Source organism: Thalassolituus sp. (genome assembly GCF_034111725.1).
GTDB lineage: Bacteria > Pseudomonadota > Gammaproteobacteria > Pseudomonadales > Oceanobacteraceae > Thalassolituus.
Window position 1 is genome coordinate 1 of record NZ_JAWUWR010000065.1, and the last position, 23,642, is coordinate 23,642.

A 23,642-nucleotide genomic window follows, 5' to 3' on the forward strand; every position below is an offset into this window, starting at 1 on the left:
AAGGCAGATATATTTAATTATATTGAGCTGTTTTATAATTCCACGCGTCGCCATGGTAATAATAATGACTTGTCGCCAAGGGACTATGAAAAGGATTATTTTTTGAACCAAATGGGTGTCTAGATAACTAGGGGCGATTCAGTCGCTTTGGAGCGATTCATTGCACCTATGCTTGAATTCCGAGTATTTACCCCAAATAATCACTGTATCGTTACTCAACGCCCTAGTATCGTTACCAAGCACATGGGCGCTTCCAACCTATTTACTCGTTCTGAGGGATATCTCTAATCATGTCGAACTCGTCATCCAATCCGTTACTGCAAGAGCACGCCCTACCACCGTTTTCTGCCATCAAGCCTGAGCATGTTCTGCCTGCAATCGAGCAACGCCTAAACACCAACCGCGAGCGCATTAATCATTTGCTGCAAGGCCTTACTAACCCAACCTGGGAATCCTTGGTGCTGCCGTTGGAAGCTTGGAATGACGAGCTAAGCCAAGCTTGGTCGCCAGTTGGCCATTTGAATGGTGTAAAGAACAGCGACGAACTGCGCGATGCCTACAATGCCTGCTTGCCATTATGGAGCCAATACAGCACTGAAATCGGCCAAAATACCGAGCTGTTTAAAGCCTTTGAAGCTCTGAGCAACAGCCCAGAATTTGCCAACCTATCGAAAGCGCAACAAACCTCGATTGAACACGAACTGCGTGATTTCCGTTTGGCCGGTGTCGATTTATCCGGCGAGAAGAAAACCCGTTACGGCGAGATCCAAAAACGTTTGTCCGAACTGACCAGCAAGTTTGGTGAAAACGTATTGGACGCGACCCAAGCTTGGAGCAAGCAAATCACCGACAAGAGCGAACTCGCCGGTTTACCTGATAGCGCCCTTGGTTTATTACAACAGCAAGCCAAACAACGCGATCTTGAGGGCTATGTCATCACCCTCGACTTCCCGTCGTATATGCCGATCATGAGCTACGCCGATAACCGCGAGTTGCGCCAAGAGCTTTACACCGCCTTTGTTACGCGCGCATCAGAGCAAGGCCCGAATGCTGGTGAGTTTGATAACAGCGCCGTGATGAACGAAATTCTCGATTTACGTTACGAACTTGCTACGTTGCTGGGCTTCGAAAACTACTCTGAATATTCGGTTGCCACTAAAATGGCTGGCTCGGCACAAGAAGTGTTGGATTTCTTAGATGATTTAGCGACCAAAGCTAAGCCGCAAGCTGAGCGTGAATTTGCCGAATTAACAGCCTATGCCGCCGAGACTTTGGGCTTAACTGAATTAAGACCGTGGGATATTACCTTCGCCTCCGAGAAGCTGCGCCAACAACGCTACAGCATCTCGCAAGAAGATATCCGCCCTTACCTACCGGTCGATACCGTCATCAAAGGTATGTTTGAAACGGTAACGCGTTTGTATGGTATTGAATTTGTTGAGATTAAAGACTTCGATACCTATCACCCCGACGCCCGTTACTTTGAAGTGCATAAAGACGGTGCAAAAATCGCAGCCTTTTATCTCGATTTATACGCCCGTGCGAAAAAGCGTGGCGGCGCGTGGATGGACGACTGCCGTATTCGTCGTACTACCCAAGATGGCGTGCAAACCCCGGTTGCCTATTTAGTGTGTAACTTCTCCCCAGCGGTCGGCGATACGCCAGCACTATTAACCCACGATGAATTAACCACGCTCTTTCACGAATTTGGTCATGGGTTACACCACATGATGACCGAAATCGACGTTGCTGGGGTTAGCGGTATTAACGGCGTTGCTTGGGATGCGGTTGAGCTGCCAAGCCAATTTATGGAGAACTGGTGCTACGAACCAGAAGCGCTCGCCTTTATTTCTGGCCATTACCAAAGCGGCGAACCACTGCCACAAGAATTGCTGGATAAATTACTGGCCGCGAAGAACTTCCAAAGCGCCATGATGACCATGCGCCAAATCGAGTTCTCGATTTTCGATATGCGCTTGCACCGCGAACATACCGCCGCTAACCCAGTGGATGCGGCAACCATTATTGCCGACGTGCGTAAGAGCGTTACTGTTGTACCAACGGTCGAGTTCAACCGCTTCCAACACAGCTTTAGCCATATCTTTGCCGGTGGCTATGCCGCGGGTTATTACTCGTATAAATGGGCCGAAGTATTAAGTGCCGATGCGTTTTCAAGTTTTGAAGAAGAAGGCATTTTTAACCGCGAAACCGGCGAACGCTTCTTGCGTGAAATTTTAAGCCAAGGCGGTAGCCGTGATGCCGCTGAGCTGTTCGAAAACTTCCGTGGCCGTGCACCATCGGTGGAGCCGTTACTGCGTCACTGCGGAATTTTGGGCGAGGAAGCAGCGTAATGACAACCGTAAGAAAACGCCGCTTTATTGCTGGGGCCGTGTGCCCAAAATGCGCAGAAATGGATAAAACCGTGATGTTTACCAACGACGAAGGCGAAGAAGTTCGCGAATGCGTGAGTTGCGGTTATAGCCAAACCACCAGCGAACAGGCGGTCGAAGATCAAGCAAAAGAGATTGTTACCCGCGTAACACCGGATGGCAAAGCCATTCTCGATGAAGGTGAGCAGCCGCTTAGGATTTTGGGATTAGATCCGAAAAAGTAATTAAGCAATTTCAAATAGCGACTGAATAAACTCAGTCGCTATTTTTAATCCGTGAAATTCTAGCTTTCCGCATTAAACCCATGCGCTGCCAGCCAAGGATCAAGTTTGCCCATCACCCGCTGCAAACCTTCACCCGCTACCAAAATATGATCCATATTCACTAAGCCGATAAATTCACTCTTAGGATAACGTGCTGCGGTACGACGGCTAATCGGGGTTCTAACAATCCGATCAGACTCACCAGCAATGACCAGTACCGGGCCTTTAATACGCTCGGGGTAAACCTTGCTCGCTTTGGTTTTATCTAAAAACCACATCGACATTTCAAAATAAGCGCGGCCAGATTCAGCTTTTAATTGATCAAACATTTCGATCACTAACGGCTTAGGCGTTAAGTGCCCCGTTCCCCAAACAAAGGTTTCCCATTCAGGGATCAAGGGCTTACGCCAAAAACCCCAGCGCGCGAAGTGATGTTGGAATACTTTCAGCATGCTTGGATACAGGGCAAACATACCCGCGGCGGGAGCAGGCGATAGCAACACAAGCCCTGCGTGCTCAACTCGCTGCGCAACCAATTGCGCAATCAAGCCTCCCATCGACCAACCGATAATAATCGGCGGCTTATCTAGGGTCATAATCAGTTCAACAAAATCATCGCTGTAATCCGTTAAGCTGACCTCGGCCATTTTGCGCGAGCCTTCCAGTAAAGGAAGGTCGTGATAACGCAGAGGGGGCGCATACACATCAAAGCCACGTTGTTCCAATTCCGCTTTCATCGCATCCCAAGCTTCGGGATAACAAAATGTACCAGCAACTAATACGACGGGCTGCTTTCCAGAAGCACTCATGAGGATGTCTCCTTGTTGTGATTAATGATCTATAAATACCTATTCATTAAGCTCACAAGATAGCGAAAATTGAATTCAGCCGATACACTCGATGGTATTCGCATGGAGATCGATCGTGAAGTTCGCCCCCTTACTATCACTACTACTGCTAACAAGCCTAGGCATTACAGGCTGTGCTTCCTATGGTGCAGGTATTCAAGGCGCATTAACGAAGGCTGAACAAGGCGATTATGCTGGCTCCGAAGCCATTATTAGTAGCAGCCTAACTCCCGACGGTAATGATCGTCTCTTGTATCACCTCGAGCTGGGGGTGCTTAAGCATTTACAAGGCGACTACGCGGCTAGCAACGACCTACTTGAGCGCGCCGCACAAATCAGCGAAAGCCTTGATACCATCAGCGTGTCTAACTCGTTTTATACGCTAATGACCAATCCGCGCCAGGGCCCTTATGGCGGCGCCGACTACGAAAAAGTATTAATCAATTACTACAAGGCACTGAACTACTTTGGTTTAGCGCAGTTAGCACTTACTCGCAATGAACGTCTCGATGCTATTGAGGGCGCACGCATTGAAGCCCGACGCCTGATTATTCGTTTAAACGACCTCAAGACTCGTTTAGGGACATATCAGCAAGCCAGCGACGCCAAAGAACAAACCTTTAATCAGCTCATGCGTATATTCGAACTGCTACTCGGCAACTGGGTAAATAACGACGATTTCCTCTACCGCGATGATGCGTTGGCGCACTATTTATCGGGCTTGAGTTTTGAAATGAATGGCGAGTACGACGACGCACGTATTAGCTATCAAACCGCAGCAACAAGTTACGGCAGCGGCTACGCCAAACAGTTTCGCTTAGCAGAAGGAATGGAAGAGCAAGCTTGGTTCGATACAGTACGCATGATGCGCACCGCAGGCGGCTACGATAACGAGTGGCGCCAGCTCGCCAAAAAACATTTATCAAAAGTACGCCAAGACGAGCTGAATACTCTCGATGGCAAAGCGCAACTCATCGTTATCGAACACAAAGGCTTAGTGTCTCAACGCAAAGAAATGAGCTTGGAGTTATCGGTTAATCCAAACCTGAAGTCACTCAATATTCGGCCCTATTTTGTCGGCTACGAAGCCGATCAGCTGGCTTGGTTCTGGTTACTTTATGCTGATAAGAGCGTATACCAACTGGTCACTGCCTATTTAAACGCAATACGTAACAACGAACTGCGCTTGTTTACCAAAACCGTTGCGCTCGGTCCCTTGTATCGCGAAGCCGAGAACATCGGCTTAACGCAAGCAGTGGGCAACTCTATGCGCATTACCGTGCCCTATTACTCGCCGCCGCAGATACTCGGTAGCACGCGATTAAGCAGCGATGGAGCATCGTGGACCATGCTAGAAGCCGCCAGTCCTGAGCAAATGGCGGTACAAGAACAGATCGTACGTTCCGGCAAAGATATTCAGTTAGCGCTGGCGCGTTCGGCATTGAAAGCCATTACGGCAGCCTCAATCGGCAGTGGCGATAGTTCCGGGCTTTTAGCGTTTGCAGGAAAATTAGCGGCGCAGCTAACCGATGCCGCCGAGACCCGTAGCTGGTTACTACTACCAGCCAATATTCGCGTTAGCCGCGTTTTTTTAGAGCCCGGAGAACACCAAGTTAGCCTCGATTCTGACATCAAAAACGGGCAACATTATCGAGACAGTAAACGCTTCACCCTAAAGCCGGGCGATATTGAACTTTGGCAGGTGCGCTCAATGGCCGCAGGAACAAGTGCAGCGACAATGCCGCCGCCATCAACAAACACGACAAAACCACCGCAACGAACTGTCTCAGGCGGCGCTGCTGAACCGGCACCAACAAATGATGACAAAGCTATTGTGAGTGAAAAGAAACCAACCAGATCATTGCCATCAAAGGAATAATGTCATGCTAAAACGTCTTTCAATCGTTACTGCCGCAACCGTTATCGGCGCGTCCGTATTTATGAGTGGCTGCGCCACTAAAGTATCTCGTGTTGATACCAGTGAAGAGATCGCTTTGTCAGATCGCTGGAATGCCAAAGACTCAGAACTGGTGGCCAACGAAATGATTACCGACATGATGGCCTTTCCATGGGCGCGTGATTTTGAAATGAGCAATAACCGTCGTCCGACTGTGATTATTCAGCGTATTAGCAATAAATCATCCGAACATATTGCCATCGACACCTTTGTAAACGACATCAAACGCGCCGTCATTCGCTCGGGTAAAGCAGGCTTTGTGGCCGGTGGTGAAGAACGCACAGAGTTACGTGAAGAGCGCAAAGATCAAGAGCTGAACTCTGCCGATGCCAAACAGCAAGGCCAAGAAAAAGCCGCTGATTTCGCCCTGTCTGGCAGCATCAACTCCATCGTCGATGAAGTGGGTAAAAAGCGCGTCACTTTCTATCAAGTCGATATGAAACTGATTGATATGGAATCCAACCTCGAAGTTTGGAACGGCCAGAAGAAGATCCAGAAACTTCAGGAAAAATCGAAATTCGGACTCTAATTCATGACGATTTCACATCCTGTTAAACGCCATGCCTTGTACATGGCCTTAGCTGTATCAGGACTAATGCTAAACGGCTGTGCGACCAACAAGTCGGATATCAGTATTGTTCCCGACGATCATATCCAAGCCAGCAGCCTACCAGCCTGGACGACCCAGCCACCGCAACGCAGTGGCATGGCTTATGGTATCGGCAGCATGGATATCTACGGTAATCCGACGCAAGCAGTGCAGCGTGCGGGCGAACTTGCTCGGGCCGACTTGGTTAGCCAACTCAAAGTTACCGTAACCGGCCAAAACACCAACGACACAACGGAATTCCGCTTAAATGGCGAATCTAGTCGCGTGCAGCAAACGCTCAGTCAGGTGGTAAAAAGTCAAATTCCAAAAGCCGAGCTGGACGAAGTTGCAATTGTAAAAACCTACGTCGACGACAAGTATGCCTATGCACTGGCAGAGCTTGATCGTCTGGCGGCAGCGGCGCGCATTAAACAGCAGATCAGTGATGTCGAAGTAAAGCTTAATACCATGGCGGCGACGCCGTTAGCGGATGGAAGCCGACTGGAGCAACTGCAACAGCGTCTACCTGCGCTCACCGAATTTGCTAAACGCGCGCAATTAGCCGATCAATACGCATTGATTAGCCCAGAACGCCGTCGTCCTGCCTTAAATGCTGGCTTGGCCGCTTATCGTGATGCCATTTTAAATGCTTTAAAAGAACTGCAAGTACATCTCGTACTCTTGGATGATGGCGCCAAAATAATGCGTGGAGGCTTGATCGAAGCTTTAACGGCACAAGGTTTACGATTAAATGATAGCGCCGATGCCGACTTAACCTTTGAAGTCAGTGCACAATTAGATACTCGTGAACAAGAAGGTAACCAATACGTATTTGCTAACAGTCGGGTAATCTTGCGTGACGATCAAGGAAAGGTCATCAGCACCTTTAGCAAACAAGCAAAAGGCGTATCAGGAATTAAACAACTAGCACTGCAGAAAGCGTCAGAAAAAGTCGCGGATTTATTAGCTGACGAGTTAGCGCAGAGCTTAGTCACTCGTTTACGCTAATTCAGCTTAAAGTAACGAAAAGCCCCCTCCGGACTCAACCGCCTGAGGGGGCTTTTTTATTAACTTGCAGGACTTTCAGCAACCGTATTTTTGGTTGGAAAAGAATACTTCCAAATACGTTGCACCACGGTCACATATTGGCTGAGAAATGATCCCGAATTGTAAGGGATATTGTGCTCTGCGCAGGCTTGGCGAACTTGCTTAGCCATTTCACGATAGCGGTAAGCAGGTACGTCAGGAAATAAATGATGTTCAATCTGGCAGCTTAAATGTCCGGTCAAAATATGAAACCAAGTAGGTCCTTCTAAATTCGAAGATCCTAATATTTGACGATAATACCACTGTCCTCTGGTTTCATTTTCGCAGTCCGCCTCATTGAAGGTATGAACATCCTCAGTGAAATGACCGCAAAAAATAACTGTCGATGTCCAGACATTACGAATAAGATTGGCGATAGCATTACCTAATAACACCGCTAAAATCATAGGCGCTCCGGCAATTAAACCTGCAACTAACGGGAAAAACACATAATCTTTAAATGTCGACTTACGGATCTTCTGGAAAAAGTCGTTCTTTAATTGATTACGTGCAATCGGCAACTTACTATCTTTCTTCGGCTTACCAACAAAAATACGCTCGCCTGCAACCTCGTGGTAAGCAACACCCCACTGGAATAATAAACTCAGTGCCGCATACGAAAATATCTGCCAACGATTTTTAGGCCGCCAAGGTAAGTCATCACTCAAACGCAGAATACCGTAACCAAAATCACGGTCTTTACCAATAATATTGGTATAGGTGTGATGTTCATAATTATGCACACGCTTCCAAGAATCGGCATCGCCAACGATATCCCATTCAAAGCGACGCGAGTTAATATGCGGATCATTCATCCAATCGTATTGGCCATGCATAACATTATGGCCAATTTCCATATTGTCGAGAATTTTTGCGAGCCCCAACAATGCAACGCCTAACAACCACCACACTGGCGAGAAAAATCCCAACACCATGATCACTCGCCCTAAGAGGGCGCTTGCTCTTTGAATCCGGATAACACGACGAATATAATCAGCATCCTGCTGACCCACTTTACTCACGGCATTTTCGCGAATCGAATTTAACTGGCGTTCGAATGACAACAAAGTGTCAGGTGACGGATAACCTTGGCGAATCATTACAGCTCCCTAATAAGCGACGTGGTGCTTTAGATGAGCAGTCTTAACTCTGTGCTAGGGAATGTCCAATATCGATTTTTAAGCTGGTTTGAATGAAGTATGTCACCAACTAAGTAAGGCCAGCGCAGTCAGGCTCAAGTGGGATTGAAAAAGTCTTAAAAAACAAGCAACTACAATTATTTAACTACAGTTCAGATAAAACTTAGAAGCAAATATCCGGGACCATTAGTGAATCTTAGGCACTTATATTTTAATAATTGTATTGGTATTACCGTACCATTTACTTATAGCCGAATCGGATCTTCATACTCAAATTTAAATATTTTTTCGAATTTCTTTCATCAAAATCATGATATCAATCGGTTTAGATATGTGTCCTTGCATACCGATAGCGAGACAATTCTCGACATCTATATCCATTGCATTGGCCGTCATAGCAAGTATTGGCATGTCGGCATATTTTGGATTTTGACGAATACGCTCGGTTGCTTCAAAGCCATCCATAATGGGCATCTGAATATCCATGAGTACAAGGTCATAGGCACCGTGACGATCAAGCATCTCCAGCGCTACTTTACCGTTATCTGCAATGCTAACAATAGCGCCAAATTCTTGCAGTATTTCCTGCGCTAATATTTGGTTAATTACCACATCTTCAACGAGTAAAATTCGAATATTTTCTAACGATTTACTATCGCTACGACCATCATTCGCTACTCCATCGTCCTCCACACTAGAATGCTCAGACATAACCTCTGTTGGCTCTAGCTTAATATCGTGCTGGCTAATAAGCTGAGCACCATTCACGGCTGACAGTTTTAAACGAGTAAAAAATTCACTTCCCACGCCTTCCGTACTGCGAACTTTAATATCGCCCCCCATGGCAATAGCTAACTCTCGGCTGATACTAAGACCTAATCCAGTTCCACCAAAACGACGAATAGTAGACGTATCAGCCTGTTTAAAGACTTCAAATACTTGTTCTAGTTGATCTTTGGGAATACCAATACCAGTATCACGTACGCTTATCGTTAGCACACTCTGAGAATCATCATATTGAAGATTCACATATATACCGCCTTGTTCGGTAAACTTAAAAGCATTACTCAACAAATTCAAGCAGATCTGTTCTACGCGTAACCCATCGCCGATTAGATACCCTGGAATCGTACCTTCCAAATAGAACTCGAACTCGACATTTCCACTCTCTGCTTGCAATGAAAATAGTGCATTCAATTTATTAATGAGTTCCGATAAAGAAAATGCTTTATTATTTAATTCCAACTTACCTGACTCAATTTTCGCATAATCTAGTGATTGATTAATCAGTGATAGTAAGGTCTTGGAAGAGAGTGCTGACTTTTTCAAATAGTCTCGCTGTTTCGGGCTAAGTGGTGTTTTCAAGCAAAGATTAATAAAACCAACAATTGCATTTAAAGGCGTACGTAATTCATGACTCATATTCGATAGAAAATCAGATTTCGCCTTATTAGCGGCATTAGCCTGATCCATTGCTAATTTCAGATCATGAGTTCGACGGTCAACTAATCGCTGAACGTGCTCGACTGAGCCTGTTATTAATAATAGAAACATCTGAAACATGGCAATGAATAGAAAACCGCCGGTCAAAATAACATAGCTACTCCAATCTCTGTCGCCGAAGTTGAAGTTCTCATTTGCATAGATTTCGATACGATATTTACGCTCACCAAATGCCGTGTAATAATTTTTTAGTTCAAATCCCTCTAATATTTTATCATCCGACTTCGTTAAATAAATGATGTTCTCAGAATCAGTTTCATCGATAATATTAAATGACAAATTACGTACTTTCGCTTCAGAAGATATATTTCCAAGTATTCCATCCAGTTGCAAAATTCCGCTCACAAAGCCAGAAAACTCATGATTGGACTTTTCATTTAAAAAAACTGGTAAATATAAAATCAGTCCCTTCTGCTGATTATTCTCTTGCGCGAGAGTAATCGGAGCAGTAGCAACAGCCCTACCGATCTCTTTTGCTCTCATTAGTGCTTCCTTACGCGCGGGATTAGCTAATAGATTTAGTCCGAATGCTTTCTTATTTTGTTCAAATGGATATATATAAAGTACTGGAGCATATTCTTCCTGAATCCCAGCCGGAACCAAAGAGCCATCGGAAGAGAATTCAGTCATATGGAAATAAGGAAAACCTTCTTTGCGTATATTTATTTCAGCCTCGATTCTCTGTTGATGATTGAGAACAGGCGTCCAACCCAAACCATAAAACACATGATCAGAATCTAAGATTACAGCCGAAAATTGATCAAACTCCGTACGAGATACAAAATTAGACGCGTTAAAGAAAGCAGAGTAAGCAACCAGCTTATTTTCCGATATTCTAAGTCGCTCATGAATTCTCTGCGAAAATTCATCGGTATGAGAACGGATAATCAAATTATGTTCTTGATCCGTATAATTAATCGACTTAAGAAATATGACATACACTATGATGAGCATCGTAAAAGATGGTACTGCTATTTGGAACTTCCGTACCAGAGTAAAACGCTGTTCATTGTCGGCTAGCACAAGAAGAAGCGGCGTCATGATTAGAATGCCAATCGAATCACCCGCCCACCAAGTTATCCAAGTGAACAACACAGCTGAAATAGGAATAAATCCTGCAAAAAATAAGGTCAAAGCGCCAACGGTACTTGCAACCATGCATCCCAGCATGATCACTAGAAGCACAAACCCTAGAATTCGCATTGGTGTGTTTAAAAACTCGACTTTCCCTACAAAGCGCGAGAACAATACACATCCAACTCCGGCTTGCATCATCGCACCGAAGGCAATGAGGACTGCTGGGGATATCGTGGCAAACGCTATGTTTTCATAGCCGCCACTGGATATGCCTAAGTTAATAACAAATGAGCCAACACCTAAGCCGAGCAGCGCTGGTAAACGCCTTAAAACAATAACAGAAGCTAAAGCTATACCAGCTGCAGGCCATACTGCAGAGGCAAACCCAGGAGGTATAGCGAGCTCTAGCCCTATGCGTCCAGCGACGAAATAGCCGATTGCTGCGAGGATAAAATGAAGAAAATTCCTCTGCATTTACGAGGTCCGATGATGACTATACTTGCAGTATAGACACCATAGAAGATCTAGCGACCTTGTACTTAAGCCATATTTAGATACCCTTTCTGCCCCCTAATAATGAAAAAACCCGGCCTAAGCCGGGTTTCATTCGTATCGCCAGATTGCCTAAAAATCAGCGTCCATAACGTTCACGCAAGGCATTGATGCGGGCATCTAGCGGTGGATGAGTTGAGAAAAGAGCGGAGAGCTTGCCTTCACCACGAATACCAAAAGCCACCAGCTCGCCATTCAATTCGCTTGGCTGCTCGTAGGTTTCTTTTAATCGCATCAACGCTGCAGCCATAGCTTGCGGACTGACCAACTCTGCACCCGCTTGGTCGGCACGAAATTCGCGACGGCGACTAAACCAAGCAACAATCGTTGAAGCCAAAATACCCAAGACAATTTCAGCGATGATAGTGGTTACAAAGAATGCGATACCTGGGCCGTTCTCGTTCTTAAACACCGTCCTATCAACGAAGTTACCTATGATACGAGCAAAGAACATCACAAAGGCGTTAACCACCCCTTGAATCAAGGCCAGCGTAATCATATCGCCATTTGCAACGTGGCCGATTTCATGGCCCAACACGGCTTTCACTTCTTCTTTCTCCATGCGCTGTAGCAAGCCAGTAGAAACCGCTACTAAGGCATTGTTGCGGTTCCAACCGGTAGCAAACGCATTGGGAGCGGATGATTCAAAAATACCGACCTCTGGCATGCCAATACCGGCCTTATCAGCCAGCTCTTTCACGGTACTAACGAGCCATTGTTCGCCTGAATTATGTGGATTATCAATGATCTGAACGCCCATTGATCGTTTCGCCATCCACTTTGAGATTAGCAGCGAGACAATAGAGCCGACCATACCGAATACCAGACAGAAGGCCAAAAGATTGCCTAAGTTGATACCGGAACCACTGGAATCAAGATAACTCCCTACGCCTAACAGCGAGAGGGTAATGCTGGCCACAAACACAACCGCTATGTTAGTGGCTAAGAATAAAACGATGCGCAACATGGTTGCTTCTCCCATCATATGATATTGGTTAAAAATCAGTTTTACTATGATGGCTTAAATGGCGGTTTTTATCCCGAGATTCAAGCTTTTTGAAGTGTAAAAAAACGTGATGATAGCTCGTGTTATTCGCGTCCTAAATCCAGTATCATGCGAACTCGAACCCAGGGGGTGGTGGCGGAATAAGATTCCAACGCCTGAGATGCAATAGCGAACCCCTAGAACCTGATCCGGTTAGTACCGGCGTAGGAATGGGGAGTAAGCTCGCTTACTCACACTTCGCTTGTTGGCGTTGCTGCCTTAGTTAAACAACTGACACAGCTCGCCCCTACGCAGACGCCGGGTCTCCCTTGTTTTATTAAAAGGAAAGACCCAATGAATACCCGCCTGAATACACAATTATCACTGCTCATATTAGCTATTACTGGTAGTTCTTATGCTGCTGCCGACGATGTCCAATTAGACACTGTGGTCGTTGAAGCTGACTTTCGCCAAACCAATGTGCAACAAATTCCTGAAGCCGTAACGGTTGTTGGCAGCGAGCAAATAGACGCACGCTCTGCCGAGCACCTAGAACAAGTACTCAGTTTCGCACCCAACGTGAACTTCGCCTCGGGCGCATCCCGTGGCCGCTATTTTCAAATTCGCGGTATCGGCGAACGCAGCCAATTCGTTGATCCCGTTAATCCTTCGGTAGGTTTAATGATCGACGGTATCGACATGACCGGCCTTGGCTCAGCGGCCACCCTGTTTGATGTGCAGCAAGTGGAAGTTCTGCGCGGTCCGCAAGGTACGCGCTTTGGTGCTAACGCCCTCGCTGGCATGATCAATATTCGTAGCAACGACCCAAGCAAAGAATCAGAAGGCTATATCAAGGCACGCTTAGGCAACTACGATAGTTATGGTTTGGGCGGTGCAGTATCCGGCAGCTTGGCCGATAACCTGCAAGGCCGACTTGCAGTACAAGGCTTTCAATCCGACGGCTATATCGACAATACCTATTTAAATCGTGACGACACCAATAACCTCGATGAAATCGTTGCCCGCGGTAAATTAGCTTATCAACTCAGTGACGATACCGATCTCGGTTTAACTTACCTTTATGCCGATATCGACAATGGCTACGATGCGTTTAGCTTGGATAAAAACCGCAACACTCTCTCTGATCAACCCGGGCGGGATAGCCAAGAGACTCAAGCCGTCGCGCTAACAATTGATTCACGATTAAACAGCGATGTGCAACTTGAAGGCGTATTAACCGGGAGCTGGAACGATAGTGAGTACAGCTACGACGAAGATTGGGCTTATGTTGGCATTGCTCCAGATTGGGAATACAGCTCATTCGACCAGTACCTGCGTGACTATCAACGCACTTCCGCCGACATCCGCTTTTTATCCGGTCCGACTGGGCGGTTAATCAATAACAGCAGTGACTGGGTGGCCGGTATCTATGTAATGCAGCGCAATGAAGACTTAAAACGTAGCTACACCTATTTAAGCGCGCCATTTACCAGCACACTAGATAGCCAAGCCATCGCGGTGTACGGCGAATTAAGCTCCGACATTTCGCTCAATACGCGCATTATCAGCGGCTTACGTTTTGAACATTGGGAGAACGATTACCAAGACAGCAATGGTATTAACGGTAATACCGCCGAAGGTTTAATTGGTGGCAAGATCACTATTGAAACCTTGCTAACTCAAAGCCAAATGCTCTATGGTTCATTGGCTCGCGGCTATAAATCTGGGGGGATTAATACCGACCCTGATATCTCTGAAGACAATCGTGAATTCGATACTGAGTTTAATAACACCGCTGAAATCGGCTTAAAATCCAGCTTGCTAGATGATGAATTAACCACTCGTATTGCGGCCTTTTATATTCAGCGTAAAAACCAGCAGGTTAAAAGTTCTTACGCCATTCAAAACGACGACAACAGCCTAACCTTTCAAGATTATTTAGCTAACGCCGCCGAAGGTCGCAATTATGGCTTAGAACTAGAAAGCGATTGGAATATCACACCCTCATTAAATTGGATGGTCAGCTACGGCTATTTAAAAACAGAGTTTATTGACTACCAATACCAAACTGATGACGGTAAATTTAACAAAGATGGCCGCGCTCAAGCGCATGCTCCGGAAAATAGCCTAGCAACGGCGTTAACCGCACAGCTGTTAGATGGCTTAAGTATAAGAATTGAGAGCGAAGCGAAAGACGCTTATTTCTTCTCAGATAGCCATGATGAAAAAGCAAAAGCCTATGTATTGTGGCATGCACGCCTTGCCTATGATAGGAACCATTACACAGTAGCACTATATAGCCGCAACTTGACCAACCGTGACTACGAAGTGCGCGGCTTCGGTGGATTTGGTAATGATCCACGTAATTTTTATGAGACCGACCGCTACGTACAATATGGCGAACCGCGCTTAGTCGGTATTGAAGGCACGTATCGTTTTTAGAAATATGGGTTGGTTGGGCTGAGCATCGCAACGCCCAACCAATAATAACGAGCTAGGAGCAAAGCATGGAAATTTCGGTCGAAATCAGTAAATACCCACTCGCGGATGATTATATTCCGGCGATCAAAACCTTCATCGAACGCCTAAATGTCATCGATGGTTTAACAGTGGTTACCAATACTATGAGCACGCAAGTATTCGGTGATCACGACTTAGTGATGAACACCTTGCGCGATGAAATGAAACTAAGCTGGGAAACGTTCGGCAAAGCGATTTTTGTCTGCAAATTTATTGGGGTGAATTTAGATCCAGCGCTGAACCCGCACGGATAAGGTATGCCATTAGTTTGATGCGCAGCGGGCATCTGTGCCATGGATGGCACAGCTGAGCATACAAGGATGTACTTGCTGCGTCCCGCCTAGCATCAATCAAGGCATTGATACCTAGAGCTAATGCCTAGCATCGACCAAGATAGAATCAACGCAACACACAAAAGGATACCAACATGCTCGACACCATCATCGCAGGCGCCGTCAACTACGCTGCGACCATGAGCCATTGGGAAACCATCGCGGTTATCCTCGGTGTCGCCTATTTGCTGCTCGCAATGAAACAAAGCCAATGGTGCTGGTATGCAGCCTTTGGCAGCACAGCAATATTTAGCTGGTTATTTTTTGATGTTAGCCTGCTGATGGAATCCGCGCTTAATGTGTATTACCTAATGATGGCGATTTATGGTTGGGTAGCGTGGAATAGAGGTACTAACTCTAGCAATGAATCCCTAGCAATACAGAGCTGGACGTTCAACCAACACGCCATCGCGATTGGCGCAGTATTAGCGGTTAGTCTATGCAGCGGCTATTTACTCAGTGAAAACACCAGTGCAGTAATGCCCTATCTAGACTCATTTACAACTTGGGGAGCTATCCTTACCACTTGGATGGTAACGCGGAAAGTTCTGGAGAATTGGCTTTATTGGCTTGTTATCGACGCTGCGGCTATCGTGTTATACATTGATCGCGAGCTGTACCTCACGGCATTGTTAATGGCCCTGTACCTGCTGCTAGCCACCATAGGTTGGTTCATTTGGCGCAAACAATTTAACGAACAAACAAATGAAGATTCGAATGTAGCAACGGCACACTAATGACTCGAAGCAGCGGCGACGAAGCTCTACAAACTATTTTAAATGACTGGCGAGACTGGTCATTTTGTCGTTATCAGCCTTCGCTAGCACAGGTGACTCCAATCATAGGAGGGCTTACCAATGATTGCTATCGGTTGCGTCTTGCTGAAGGCGATTACGTTTTGCGTATTGAAGGAAAAAACTCACGCGCGTTAGACATTGATCGTGAACAAGAATATTGCATTCATAAACACGTTGCCGCGGCAGGTTTAACTCCGCTGGTCGTGTTTCGCTCCAACCCCAATTCAACGCATTATTGGCTTAGGCCTTACGTAGAAGGTACTCCGCTAAACGAAGCCGATCTAACACCCGCAATGGTTGTAAGGTTAGCGCAGCATTTAACGCGATTGCATCAATTAGCCGTCGATTTAAATATAAAAACCTTAGATATCACCGCTAAAGCGACACGCTACTGGCAGATAATTGATACCACTAATCACGAACTACTGACGTTAAAATCGAAACTGCAAAAAGCTCTAGCGGGGATGCCAACAGAACAACTTTGCTTAGTGCATATGGACCCAACGACCCCGAACTGGATACATACACCCGACGATAAGTTGGTGTTACTCGATTGGGAGTACGCCGCGCTAGGCCATCCACTATGGGATTTAACGACGCTCCTGCAAGACGCTCACTTATCTGCAGATGATAAAAATGCACTCGTAGCTGAATCGGCTTATTCAAAAGCCGAGTGGTCATTCGCTAAGCGTCAAATCACCTATCTAACCGTGCTTTGGTATCGAGTTCAGGGCCTAATCAGTGACTCTGATCTGAGTCATCAACTCCACGAACTCGACTTACGCTAAGATACATAAACCGCCTAAGTGTATCTTTGTGTAATCAAAATTACCGGCCATTACTGACTGAGCGATCTTTTATCCCCTATTATAGGCAATTTGCGACTCTTAAATAGCGAACTTCTTCACAGTATAAGTCACAATAAACACCTAACCTCTTAGTTAAGCGGTCAGGATTGCGTCCTTCAAACTGAGTAAGGTGATTATGCTGAAACGCTACTATACGATTCTCGGTTTGCCGGAAGGGGCCGATAAAGAAGCCATTAAAAAGGCATTTAAACGCTTGGCTATGGCCTATCATCCCGATCGCAACGAAATACACAGTGAAAGCGCCCATCTGCTATTTCAAGATATCTGCCGTGCTTATCAGTTCTTGCTGGATCAACCGGAAAAATATGTGCCGGCAGGACAGCCAGATGAAGGCGACGATGCCCCTATGGTCAGCACCATAGAACCCAGCAAAGAATTAAACACCTCGCAAGAGCGACGCTCAACCGGAAGGCGCTCACCCAATGACCGACGTTTTGAACTTGTGTTAGAGGGGTATTACAAAGGCACTAGCATTAAAGAGCATATCTAACAGACTATTCGCGCCAGCGAGTTAGCGTCCTTACGAGCCAATCCTGTCATTCTGGCGGGTAAGGTTTACGCTGTTATTTCCCCATATCTTATTTTGTTTGTATGATCTACGCACTGATCCTAATGTCCGACTGAACATTTAGACGGACCAGTAATTATTAATACAAAGCCCTATCGCTAGGATGCAGATATGAAAGCGCCAAAACACAGCAAAACCATCACTACTCTTATGCTCGCCATGAGCTTGAGTGGCTTTGCCGTGGCAGAAGATCGCATTGCTAAAACGAGCCTTGAAATTATTGCTCAAGCACAAAAGGATTCGACGCGTCCAATTATTGATCACTGCATAGCTAACACGCCTGAAATTTCCGACAATCTGCGTCAAGAATATGCTCGTTATGAACAAAAAATCGATTTAGCGATGGCACCTATGTTGGCACGCGAAGCGGCCAAGCCAAAACGGCAAGAGTCGCAAACAGCCCTCGCTGTGCTAGACGCAGGCTTAAAAGCGCAAACCCGAGTTAAACTCGATAAAATTCAAAACGCCGATACAACTATGTATTGCAGATGGTTGGTTAAACAATTAGCAACCGTTACAGTGGAATCGTTCCAAGAACAAATCGAAGCCGGCGTGGCGAAGTATCGCCAAGTCGCCGACACCGAATAATATTTAACTCACGCTGTGAATGGTGCGATGCACAAATGCAAGTTTTGCACGTATCGCATCACTGATCACAAACGGATAAGCATCCGGTAATCCCATACTGCGATTTAATGCATTCAGCACCACTGAAAAATAAATCCAATTGCTAACAATATCTCCAATCGACGAATTTTTACCGTAGTACCGTTCTTCTTGCGGTAGCGCTATTTCTTTTGTGTCGATTATTTCGGCGTTCTCAGCTTCAGTGACAATACCGTAGACTTGTGCTGTTTCTAGCGTATCAAGCATATGCAGATAATGAGCCCAAGTTTCAGCCCAGTCTTCCCAAGGGTGCATGCTGGCATAACGACTAATAAACTCACCTTGCCAACTATCGTCATTCATACTGCGCTTATAATGGCGATCAAGTGCATCTTGATAAGACGCGCGCTCGTCACCAAATACTTTACGATATTCGCCCAAAAGTACGGGGTGACTAGCAATTAATACATCCCAATAATAATGCCCTATTTCATGGCGAAAATGCCCAAGCAAAGTACGATAGCCCTCACCCATGGCTACTCGCGCAGCATGGCGCGCTACATCGTCGGCCTCGGCTAAATTAATCGTTATATTGCCGTTGGCGTGCCCCGTGAACACAGGTTCTTGATCGGCTAATGGACTATTAAAATGATCACCCGCCGTTTTATCCGCCATAAAGCTAAAACTCAAACCCGCTTCTGGCTGTTGCTCTCGATCTTGCAGCGGCAACCCTAACGACTGCAAAGTGAATAGTAAACGGCGTTTAGCGGTTTCTAATTTACGCCAAAGCGGTAAATGCTCAGGGACATCTAAATCAGGCACATTACTATTAAAGTGACAGGCGAAACATAAGGCTTCACCATTAGGTTGGACCTCATCGGCAAGCTGAATCATGCCATTACAGACATGGTGATGACTGTAATTTTTGCATTGCTGATAACGAGCACCGCGAGCGATAAAGACGCCCGGCTCTTCTGTTTCATCAAAGCTCAGCATAGCATTTTCTTTATAGCAGTAGCCGCTAAGACGCTGACAGCTAAGACATCGACTGCTTTCAAAAAATAGAGACTGCGTAGTACCACAATCGCATACAAAGCGTTTCATCTATTAATCCATATGATCGATATTTTAAAAGTTTTACGGCAATAAATTACGACGATTACTGTTGTTGCTGTTGCTGTTGTAATTTACGACGATACTCATCAGGATTTTTATCGGCTGGAAGCGTTCGCCCCTGCTGAGTGGCCAGACGTTGCGCTAATAACCGACTTAACCAAAAGCGCAGTGCTGCGCCGCGCAATAACAAGGGCCAAGCGGCTCTTTCTGCCATAGTGAAAGGCCGCACTGATTCGTAACTTACCAATAGTGGCGAAAGTCGAGCCTTATCCCAAATGCCATTTTTCTCGCGACACCAGTCATTAGCGACAATCGCTAAATCGTAAGCCAAAGCACCATCGCAGGCATTATATAAATCTAAAATTGCCGTTAATTTCACACCCTGTTGATCTACTAAAAATAAAGCATTGTCATGAAATAAATCAGCATGAATCCATCCATGAGGGAGCTGGCACCACAAAGTGCGTCCATCTTTTTGAGCTTGTAATTCAGCGTCTAAAAGCGCTTGGTCAGTCTCGGATAAATTCGCTTTTAATTCCGGCGCAATCGCTAGCCACCAATCAAACCCGCGCTCATCCACGCGACGCTGAGGTAGATCTTGAGCAGCCAGATGCAAATGCGCTAAGCCTCTGCCTATTTCCGCACAATACTCTGGCGTCAATTGGTCGGGGTGCGTACCGGGTAAACGTCGACATAAGATTGCAGGCTTACCACTGAGTTCATGCAACCAAACACCATGAATATCATCCAACGGCATCGGCACCGCTAATCCCGCTTGCCCTAAGTGGCGCGCAAGACGCACAAAACTGGCGACCTCTTCGGCGTTATGATGCTCAAACAAGGTCAGCACAAATTCATCGCTGGCGGTTGTTAGCAAATAATTGGTGTTTTCAATACCATTATTAATGCCTTGTAACGCGATCAAAGAACCAGTTGCATACTGAGTTAAAAACGACGCAACGACATCGTCTGCGAGCTTCGTATAAACGGCCATGAATAATTACCAGCGGAAAATAACCCATTTAGGAACGCGCATATCGGGATTATCTTTGCGCACAAAATCACCATCTTCTTGTTGCGACGGCACGAGATAGTAGGCTGGGCCTACTTTCGGTACGACTTTAATCTCGCTAAGTTGACCGTTAACACGATATTCGTAATAGGTATTATCGCCATCGTTGCGAATGGTTACAGTCTCGCCTACCGGTTCTGCGGCATACGCCACGCTACCGAACAGTAACGCCGGAGCGAGGATTAAAGCGGTCAGAAGTTGTGGTGTCTTCATGTTAGACTGCGCCTCTATTTGGGTTGATCTCGTTGGGTTAATCTTGCAATGGTCTTCATCAGACTTTGACCATTGAGATTGGAATAATGTCCGGTTAGTGTACCCAAACCCTACTTCAGCGTCAGTTTTCGATTTGCTCAGGACCCCTGCTCATGTCATCAAACCCTGTGATTCTTGTAGATGGATCGTCGTATTTATTTCGTGCGTTTCACGCGATCCCCCTACTAACCAACTCTAAAGGTGTACACACCAACGCCATTAAAGGCGTGATCAGTATGATCAAACGCCTCAATAAAGATTATCCCGAGTCACAGATAATCGTGGTGTTCGATGCCAAAGGCAAAACCTTCCGCAACGATATTTACAGCGAATACAAAGCGCATCGACCACCAATGCCAGAAGAACTACGCGAGCAAATTCAGCCCATCCACGACATTATCCGCGCCATGGGCCTGCCTTTGTTGATTATTGACGGCGTTGAAGCCGACGATGTGATCGGTACTTTGGCTTCCCAAGCGGTGCAACATCAGCAAGATGTGGTGATATCCACCGGCGATAAAGACATGGCACAGTTGGTCAATGAGCACGTGGCTCTAATCAATACCATGACCGATACCTTTATGGATATCGAAGGCGTAAAAACAAAGTTCGGCGTGCCGCCCGAACACATCATCGACTATTTAGCACTCATGGGCGACAAGGTCGATAACATTCCTGGGGTACCTAAAGTCGGTGAAAAAACCGCCGTTGGCTTAGTGGCGGGACTGGGTAGTCTTGAAGACATCTACGCTAACCTCGATAAGGTCGCGACTCTCGATTTCCGTGGTGCGAAAACCTTGGCGCCGAAACTGGAAGAACATAAAGAGCAAGCCTTTCTGTCGAAGGAACTGGCCACCATTAAGTGCGATGTTGAGCTCGAATTTGCGCTGCCGGATTTCAAAAACAGCGACGAACACAAAGAAGATCTACTCGCCCTGTATCGTGATTTAGAATTCAAAGCTTGGATTGCCGAACTCAGCAGTGATCCAGACCTTGATGCCACGACAACAAATGCAAAAAGTACGGCGAGCCGTGCTAGCAAAGGCAAACCAACCGAAGCCGCAGAGATCATTACCGATGTCATGCCAGACGCGCTTGAAGGCCAATATGACATCATCCTTGAGCAAGCCGCTTTAGATACTTGGATTGCCCAGCTAAAAGCCAGCTCGCTATTTGCCTTTGATACCGAAACCACCTCGCTTAACTATAAAGAAGCGGAGATTGTCGGCGTCTCTTTTGCCGTTGAGATCGGCAAAGCGGCGTATGTGCCACTGGCTCACGACTACGAAGGCGCGCCGCAGCAATTAGACCGCGCCGCCGTGTTGGCGCAACTAAAACCGATACTCGAAGACAAAAAGCAAAAGAAAGTCGGCCAACATATGAAGTACGACGCTCATGTGCTCGCCAACTACGATATCCAGCTACGCGGTGTTGAATTTGATACGCAGTTGGAATCCTATATTTTGGATTCTGTCGGCACCAAACATGATATGGACAGCTTGTCACTCAAGTACCTTGGCCACAAAACCATTACCTACGAAGAAGTCGCAGGTAAAGGTGCCAAGCAGATTGGCTTCAATGAGGTCGCCATTGATGTCGCGGGGCCCTATGCCGCTGAAGATGCCGACATCACCCTGCGCTTACACCAAGTGCTGTGGGCAAAACTGCAACAGCAACCTAGCCTTTCCAAAGTCTTCACCGATATCGAAATGCCGGTCATGCCAGTGCTGTGCGCGATGGAAGAAATCGGCACCATCATTGATGCCGATATGCTGCACGAGCAAAGCCAACAAATTGAGCAACGGTTGCAACAGTTAGAACAAGAAGCTCACAATTTAGCCGGTAAGGTTTTCAACCTTGGCTCACCCAAGCAGCTCGGCGTCATTCTGTTCGAAGAACAAGGCTTGCCGGTTCTGAAGAAAACACCCAAAGGCGCACCATCAACCGCAGAAGAAGTGCTGGTCGAACTGGCCGAAGACTACGAACTGCCGCGTATCATTACCGAGCATCGTGGCTTAGCGAAATTAAAAAATACCTACACCGACAAGCTACCAATGATGGTGAATGCAAAAACCGGCCGTATTCATACCTCATACAATCAAACCATTGCCGCGACGGGGCGTTTGTCGTCCACCGATCCCAACTTGCAGAATATTCCGATTCGTTCAGAAGAAGGCCGCCGCATCCGCCAAGCCTTTATCGCCGCACCCGGTTATAAGCTAGTCGCGGCCGACTACAGCCAAATTGAACTGCGCATCATGGCGCACCTTTCTGGCGACGAAGGCTTGCTCAGTGCTTTTGCCGAAGAGCGCGATGTTCACCGCGCCACCGCCGCAGAAGTGTTTGGTGTCAGTGAAGCAGAAGTAACCGACAACCAACGCCGCAGCGCTAAAGCGATCAACTTTGGTTTGATTTATGGGATGTCGGCGTTTGGTTTAGCCAAGCAGCTAGGGGTTAGTCGTGGCGCGGCACAAGACTATGTGAACCTCTACTTCCAGCGCTATCCGGGTGTGAAAGACTATATGGACAACACCCGCGAACAAGCAATAGAGCAAGGCTATGTCGAAACCATTTACGGTCGCCGTCTCTATTTACCAGATATCAAAGCCAGCAATGCTGCACGGCGCCAGCATGCTGAACGCACCGCGATTAACGCACCGATGCAAGGCAGTGCCGCCGATATTATCAAGCGCGCCATGATTCGTGTTGCCGATTGGCTGCCCGACAGCGGCTTTGACGCGCGCATGCTACTGCAAGTACACGATGAATTGATTTTGGAAGTGCGTGCCGATCAAGCAGAAGCTTTAGCCACCGAATTAAAGACGCAAATGCAGTGCGCCGCTGCATTGAAAGTGCCCTTGCTAGTTGAAGCAGGAGTGGGCGATAACTGGGATGAAGCGCATTGAAGAAAAATCAGCGGGCAAAAAAGGACCCAGTCGCTCTTGAGAGCTGGCAAACGATAAGCAAAAAAAGACCCAGTCGCTCTTGAGAGCTGGCAAACGACTCGTCGCTTCTCCGAGATAGATTTTTTTAAAAAAAAAGACCCAGTCGCTCATGAGAGCTGGCAAACGATAAGCAAAAAAAGACCCAGTCGCCCTTGGGGGCAACCGACTGGGTCCAC

20 protein-coding genes and 1 riboswitch are annotated in these 23,642 nt (G+C 46.6%); of the genes, 13 read left to right on the forward strand and 7 right to left on the reverse strand.

From position 1 onward, the window contains the following. The 3 genes from UXZ23_RS11075 to UXZ23_RS11085 all read left to right on the forward strand — a co-directional run. Positions 1-123 (forward strand): IS3 family transposase (locus UXZ23_RS11075; RefSeq protein WP_320820655.1); only part of this gene is annotated, 123 nt, incomplete at its 5' end. Between the two features lie 167 nt (positions 124-290). Further along, the gene (prlC, locus tag UXZ23_RS11080) at positions 291-2,351 is read left to right on the forward strand and encodes an oligopeptidase A (protein ID WP_320820637.1); all 2,061 of its coding nucleotides are present in this window, start codon (positions 291-293) and stop codon (positions 2,349-2,351) included. Then, positions 2,351-2,614: a YheV family putative zinc ribbon protein gene (locus UXZ23_RS11085; protein WP_320820638.1), complete on the forward strand. Its 264-nt coding sequence runs from the start codon at positions 2,351-2,353 to the stop codon at positions 2,612-2,614. The genes prlC and UXZ23_RS11085 overlap by 1 nt, the downstream gene beginning before the upstream one ends. Before the next feature lie 59 nt (positions 2,615-2,673). Here the strand turns inward: UXZ23_RS11085 and UXZ23_RS11090 are convergent, their stop codons facing one another. After that, positions 2,674-3,462 (reverse strand): alpha/beta hydrolase, encoded by a 789-nt coding sequence (locus UXZ23_RS11090; RefSeq protein WP_320820639.1) that lies wholly within the window; start codon positions 3,460-3,462, stop codon positions 2,674-2,676. Positions 3,463-3,577: 115 nt separating this feature from the next. Between UXZ23_RS11090 and UXZ23_RS11095 the strand changes: the two genes are divergently transcribed. Genes UXZ23_RS11095 through UXZ23_RS11105 form a run of 3 tightly spaced genes read left to right on the forward strand, consistent with a single transcriptional unit; the run spans position 3,578 to position 7,055 of the window. Beyond that, positions 3,578-5,380 (forward strand): hypothetical protein, encoded by a 1,803-nt coding sequence (locus UXZ23_RS11095; RefSeq protein WP_320820640.1) that lies wholly within the window; start codon positions 3,578-3,580, stop codon positions 5,378-5,380. Between the two features lie 4 nt (positions 5,381-5,384). Further along, the gene (locus UXZ23_RS11100) at positions 5,385-5,987 is read left to right on the forward strand and encodes a penicillin-binding protein activator LpoB (protein WP_015485291.1); all 603 of its coding nucleotides are present in this window, start codon (positions 5,385-5,387) and stop codon (positions 5,985-5,987) included. Positions 5,988-5,990: 3 nt separating this feature from the next. Then, positions 5,991-7,055, forward strand: coding sequence for an LPP20 family lipoprotein (locus UXZ23_RS11105; RefSeq protein ID WP_320820641.1), 1,065 nt, complete (start codon positions 5,991-5,993; stop codon positions 7,053-7,055). 59 nt (positions 7,056-7,114) lie between these two features. Here the strand turns inward: UXZ23_RS11105 and UXZ23_RS11110 are convergent, their stop codons facing one another. From UXZ23_RS11110 to htpX, 3 genes are all read right to left on the reverse strand, one after another. After that, the gene (locus UXZ23_RS11110) at positions 7,115-8,233 is read right to left on the reverse strand and encodes an acyl-CoA desaturase (RefSeq protein ID WP_320820642.1); all 1,119 of its coding nucleotides are present in this window, start codon (positions 8,231-8,233) and stop codon (positions 7,115-7,117) included. Positions 8,234-8,548: 315 nt separating this feature from the next. Further along, positions 8,549-11,326: a CHASE domain-containing protein gene (locus UXZ23_RS11115; RefSeq protein WP_320820643.1), complete on the reverse strand. Its 2,778-nt coding sequence runs from the start codon at positions 11,324-11,326 to the stop codon at positions 8,549-8,551. 157 nt (positions 11,327-11,483) lie between these two features. Further along, on the reverse strand, positions 11,484-12,371 hold the full coding sequence (gene htpX / locus UXZ23_RS11120; RefSeq protein ID WP_320820644.1) for a protease HtpX: 888 nt from the start codon (positions 12,369-12,371) through the stop codon (positions 11,484-11,486). A gap of 154 nt (positions 12,372-12,525) precedes the next feature. Further along, positions 12,526-12,637: riboswitch (TPP riboswitch) on the forward strand. A 106-nt stretch (positions 12,638-12,743) separates the two neighbouring features. On the opposite strand from htpX, the gene UXZ23_RS11125 reads away from it, so the two are divergent. From UXZ23_RS11125 to UXZ23_RS11150, 6 genes are all read left to right on the forward strand, one after another. Continuing rightward, positions 12,744-14,831 carry a TonB-dependent receptor gene (locus UXZ23_RS11125; protein ID WP_320820645.1) on the forward strand — a complete coding sequence of 696 codons (2,088 nt, stop codon included), beginning with the start codon at positions 12,744-12,746 and terminating at the stop codon, positions 14,829-14,831. Positions 14,832-14,896: 65 nt separating this feature from the next. Next, a complete protein-coding gene (locus UXZ23_RS11130; RefSeq protein WP_320820646.1) occupies positions 14,897-15,163 on the forward strand; it encodes a hypothetical protein in 267 nt (88 codons plus the stop codon). A 173-nt stretch (positions 15,164-15,336) separates the two neighbouring features. Next, on the forward strand, positions 15,337-15,978 hold the full coding sequence (gene pnuC / locus UXZ23_RS11135; protein ID WP_320820647.1) for a nicotinamide riboside transporter PnuC: 642 nt from the start codon (positions 15,337-15,339) through the stop codon (positions 15,976-15,978). Further along, positions 15,978-16,826, forward strand: coding sequence for a choline/ethanolamine kinase family protein (locus UXZ23_RS11140; protein ID WP_320820648.1), 849 nt, complete (start codon positions 15,978-15,980; stop codon positions 16,824-16,826). The genes pnuC and UXZ23_RS11140 overlap by 1 nt, the downstream gene beginning before the upstream one ends. Before the next feature lie 196 nt (positions 16,827-17,022). Next, on the forward strand, positions 17,023-17,397 hold the full coding sequence (locus tag UXZ23_RS11145) for a J domain-containing protein (protein ID WP_320820649.1): 375 nt from the start codon (positions 17,023-17,025) through the stop codon (positions 17,395-17,397). 189 nt (positions 17,398-17,586) lie between these two features. Further along, positions 17,587-18,063: a hypothetical protein gene (locus tag UXZ23_RS11150; RefSeq protein WP_320820650.1), complete on the forward strand. Its 477-nt coding sequence runs from the start codon at positions 17,587-17,589 to the stop codon at positions 18,061-18,063. A gap of 3 nt (positions 18,064-18,066) precedes the next feature. On the opposite strand, the gene UXZ23_RS11155 is transcribed toward UXZ23_RS11150, so the two are convergent. The 3 genes from UXZ23_RS11155 to UXZ23_RS11165 are packed head-to-tail and all read right to left on the reverse strand — an operon-like array spanning position 18,067 to position 20,482. Further along, complete coding sequence (locus tag UXZ23_RS11155) at positions 18,067-19,185, reverse strand: putative zinc-binding metallopeptidase (RefSeq protein WP_320820651.1); 1,119 nt, start codon at positions 19,183-19,185, stop codon at positions 18,067-18,069. A 55-nt stretch (positions 19,186-19,240) separates the two neighbouring features. Continuing rightward, complete coding sequence (locus UXZ23_RS11160; RefSeq protein WP_320820652.1) at positions 19,241-20,191, reverse strand: homoserine kinase; 951 nt, start codon at positions 20,189-20,191, stop codon at positions 19,241-19,243. Positions 20,192-20,197: 6 nt separating this feature from the next. Next, positions 20,198-20,482 carry a DUF2782 domain-containing protein gene (locus UXZ23_RS11165; protein WP_320820653.1) on the reverse strand — a complete coding sequence of 95 codons (285 nt, stop codon included), beginning with the start codon at positions 20,480-20,482 and terminating at the stop codon, positions 20,198-20,200. A gap of 152 nt (positions 20,483-20,634) precedes the next feature. Here UXZ23_RS11165 and polA point away from each other — a divergent pair, with 152 nt between their 5' ends. Further along, the gene (gene polA, locus UXZ23_RS11170; RefSeq protein ID WP_320820654.1) at positions 20,635-23,427 is read left to right on the forward strand and encodes a DNA polymerase I; all 2,793 of its coding nucleotides are present in this window, start codon (positions 20,635-20,637) and stop codon (positions 23,425-23,427) included. Positions 23,428-23,642 lie beyond the last annotated feature (215 nt).

Excerpts from the sequence above, each read along its gene's own strand:
- UXZ23_RS11105 (WP_320820641.1), top strand. The coding sequence starts at position 5,991 with ATGACGATTTCACATCCTGTTAAACGCCATGCCTTGTACATGGCCTTA.
- polA (WP_320820654.1), top strand. The coding sequence starts at position 20,635 with ATGTCATCAAACCCTGTGATTCTTGTAGATGGATCGTCGTATTTATTT.
- UXZ23_RS11140 (WP_320820648.1), top strand. The coding sequence starts at position 15,978 with ATGACTCGAAGCAGCGGCGACGAAGCTCTACAAACTATTTTAAATGAC.
- UXZ23_RS11100 (WP_015485291.1), top strand. The coding sequence starts at position 5,385 with ATGCTAAAACGTCTTTCAATCGTTACTGCCGCAACCGTTATCGGCGCG.
- pnuC (WP_320820647.1), top strand. The coding sequence starts at position 15,337 with ATGCTCGACACCATCATCGCAGGCGCCGTCAACTACGCTGCGACCATG.
- UXZ23_RS11155 (WP_320820651.1), bottom strand. The coding sequence starts at position 19,185 with ATGAAACGCTTTGTATGCGATTGTGGTACTACGCAGTCTCTATTTTTT.
- UXZ23_RS11160 (WP_320820652.1), bottom strand. The coding sequence starts at position 20,191 with ATGGCCGTTTATACGAAGCTCGCAGACGATGTCGTTGCGTCGTTTTTA.
- htpX (WP_320820644.1), bottom strand. The coding sequence starts at position 12,371 with ATGTTGCGCATCGTTTTATTCTTAGCCACTAACATAGCGGTTGTGTTT.
- UXZ23_RS11145 (WP_320820649.1), top strand. The coding sequence starts at position 17,023 with ATGCTGAAACGCTACTATACGATTCTCGGTTTGCCGGAAGGGGCCGAT.
- UXZ23_RS11085 (WP_320820638.1), top strand. The coding sequence starts at position 2,351 with ATGACAACCGTAAGAAAACGCCGCTTTATTGCTGGGGCCGTGTGCCCA.
- UXZ23_RS11165 (WP_320820653.1), bottom strand. The coding sequence starts at position 20,482 with ATGAAGACACCACAACTTCTGACCGCTTTAATCCTCGCTCCGGCGTTA.
- UXZ23_RS11115 (WP_320820643.1), bottom strand. The coding sequence starts at position 11,326 with ATGCAGAGGAATTTTCTTCATTTTATCCTCGCAGCAATCGGCTATTTC.
- UXZ23_RS11150 (WP_320820650.1), top strand. The coding sequence starts at position 17,587 with ATGAAAGCGCCAAAACACAGCAAAACCATCACTACTCTTATGCTCGCC.
- UXZ23_RS11090 (WP_320820639.1), bottom strand. The coding sequence starts at position 3,462 with ATGAGTGCTTCTGGAAAGCAGCCCGTCGTATTAGTTGCTGGTACATTT.
- UXZ23_RS11110 (WP_320820642.1), bottom strand. The coding sequence starts at position 8,233 with ATGATTCGCCAAGGTTATCCGTCACCTGACACTTTGTTGTCATTCGAA.
- prlC (WP_320820637.1), top strand. The coding sequence starts at position 291 with ATGTCGAACTCGTCATCCAATCCGTTACTGCAAGAGCACGCCCTACCA.
- UXZ23_RS11130 (WP_320820646.1), top strand. The coding sequence starts at position 14,897 with ATGGAAATTTCGGTCGAAATCAGTAAATACCCACTCGCGGATGATTAT.
- UXZ23_RS11125 (WP_320820645.1), top strand. The coding sequence starts at position 12,744 with ATGAATACCCGCCTGAATACACAATTATCACTGCTCATATTAGCTATT.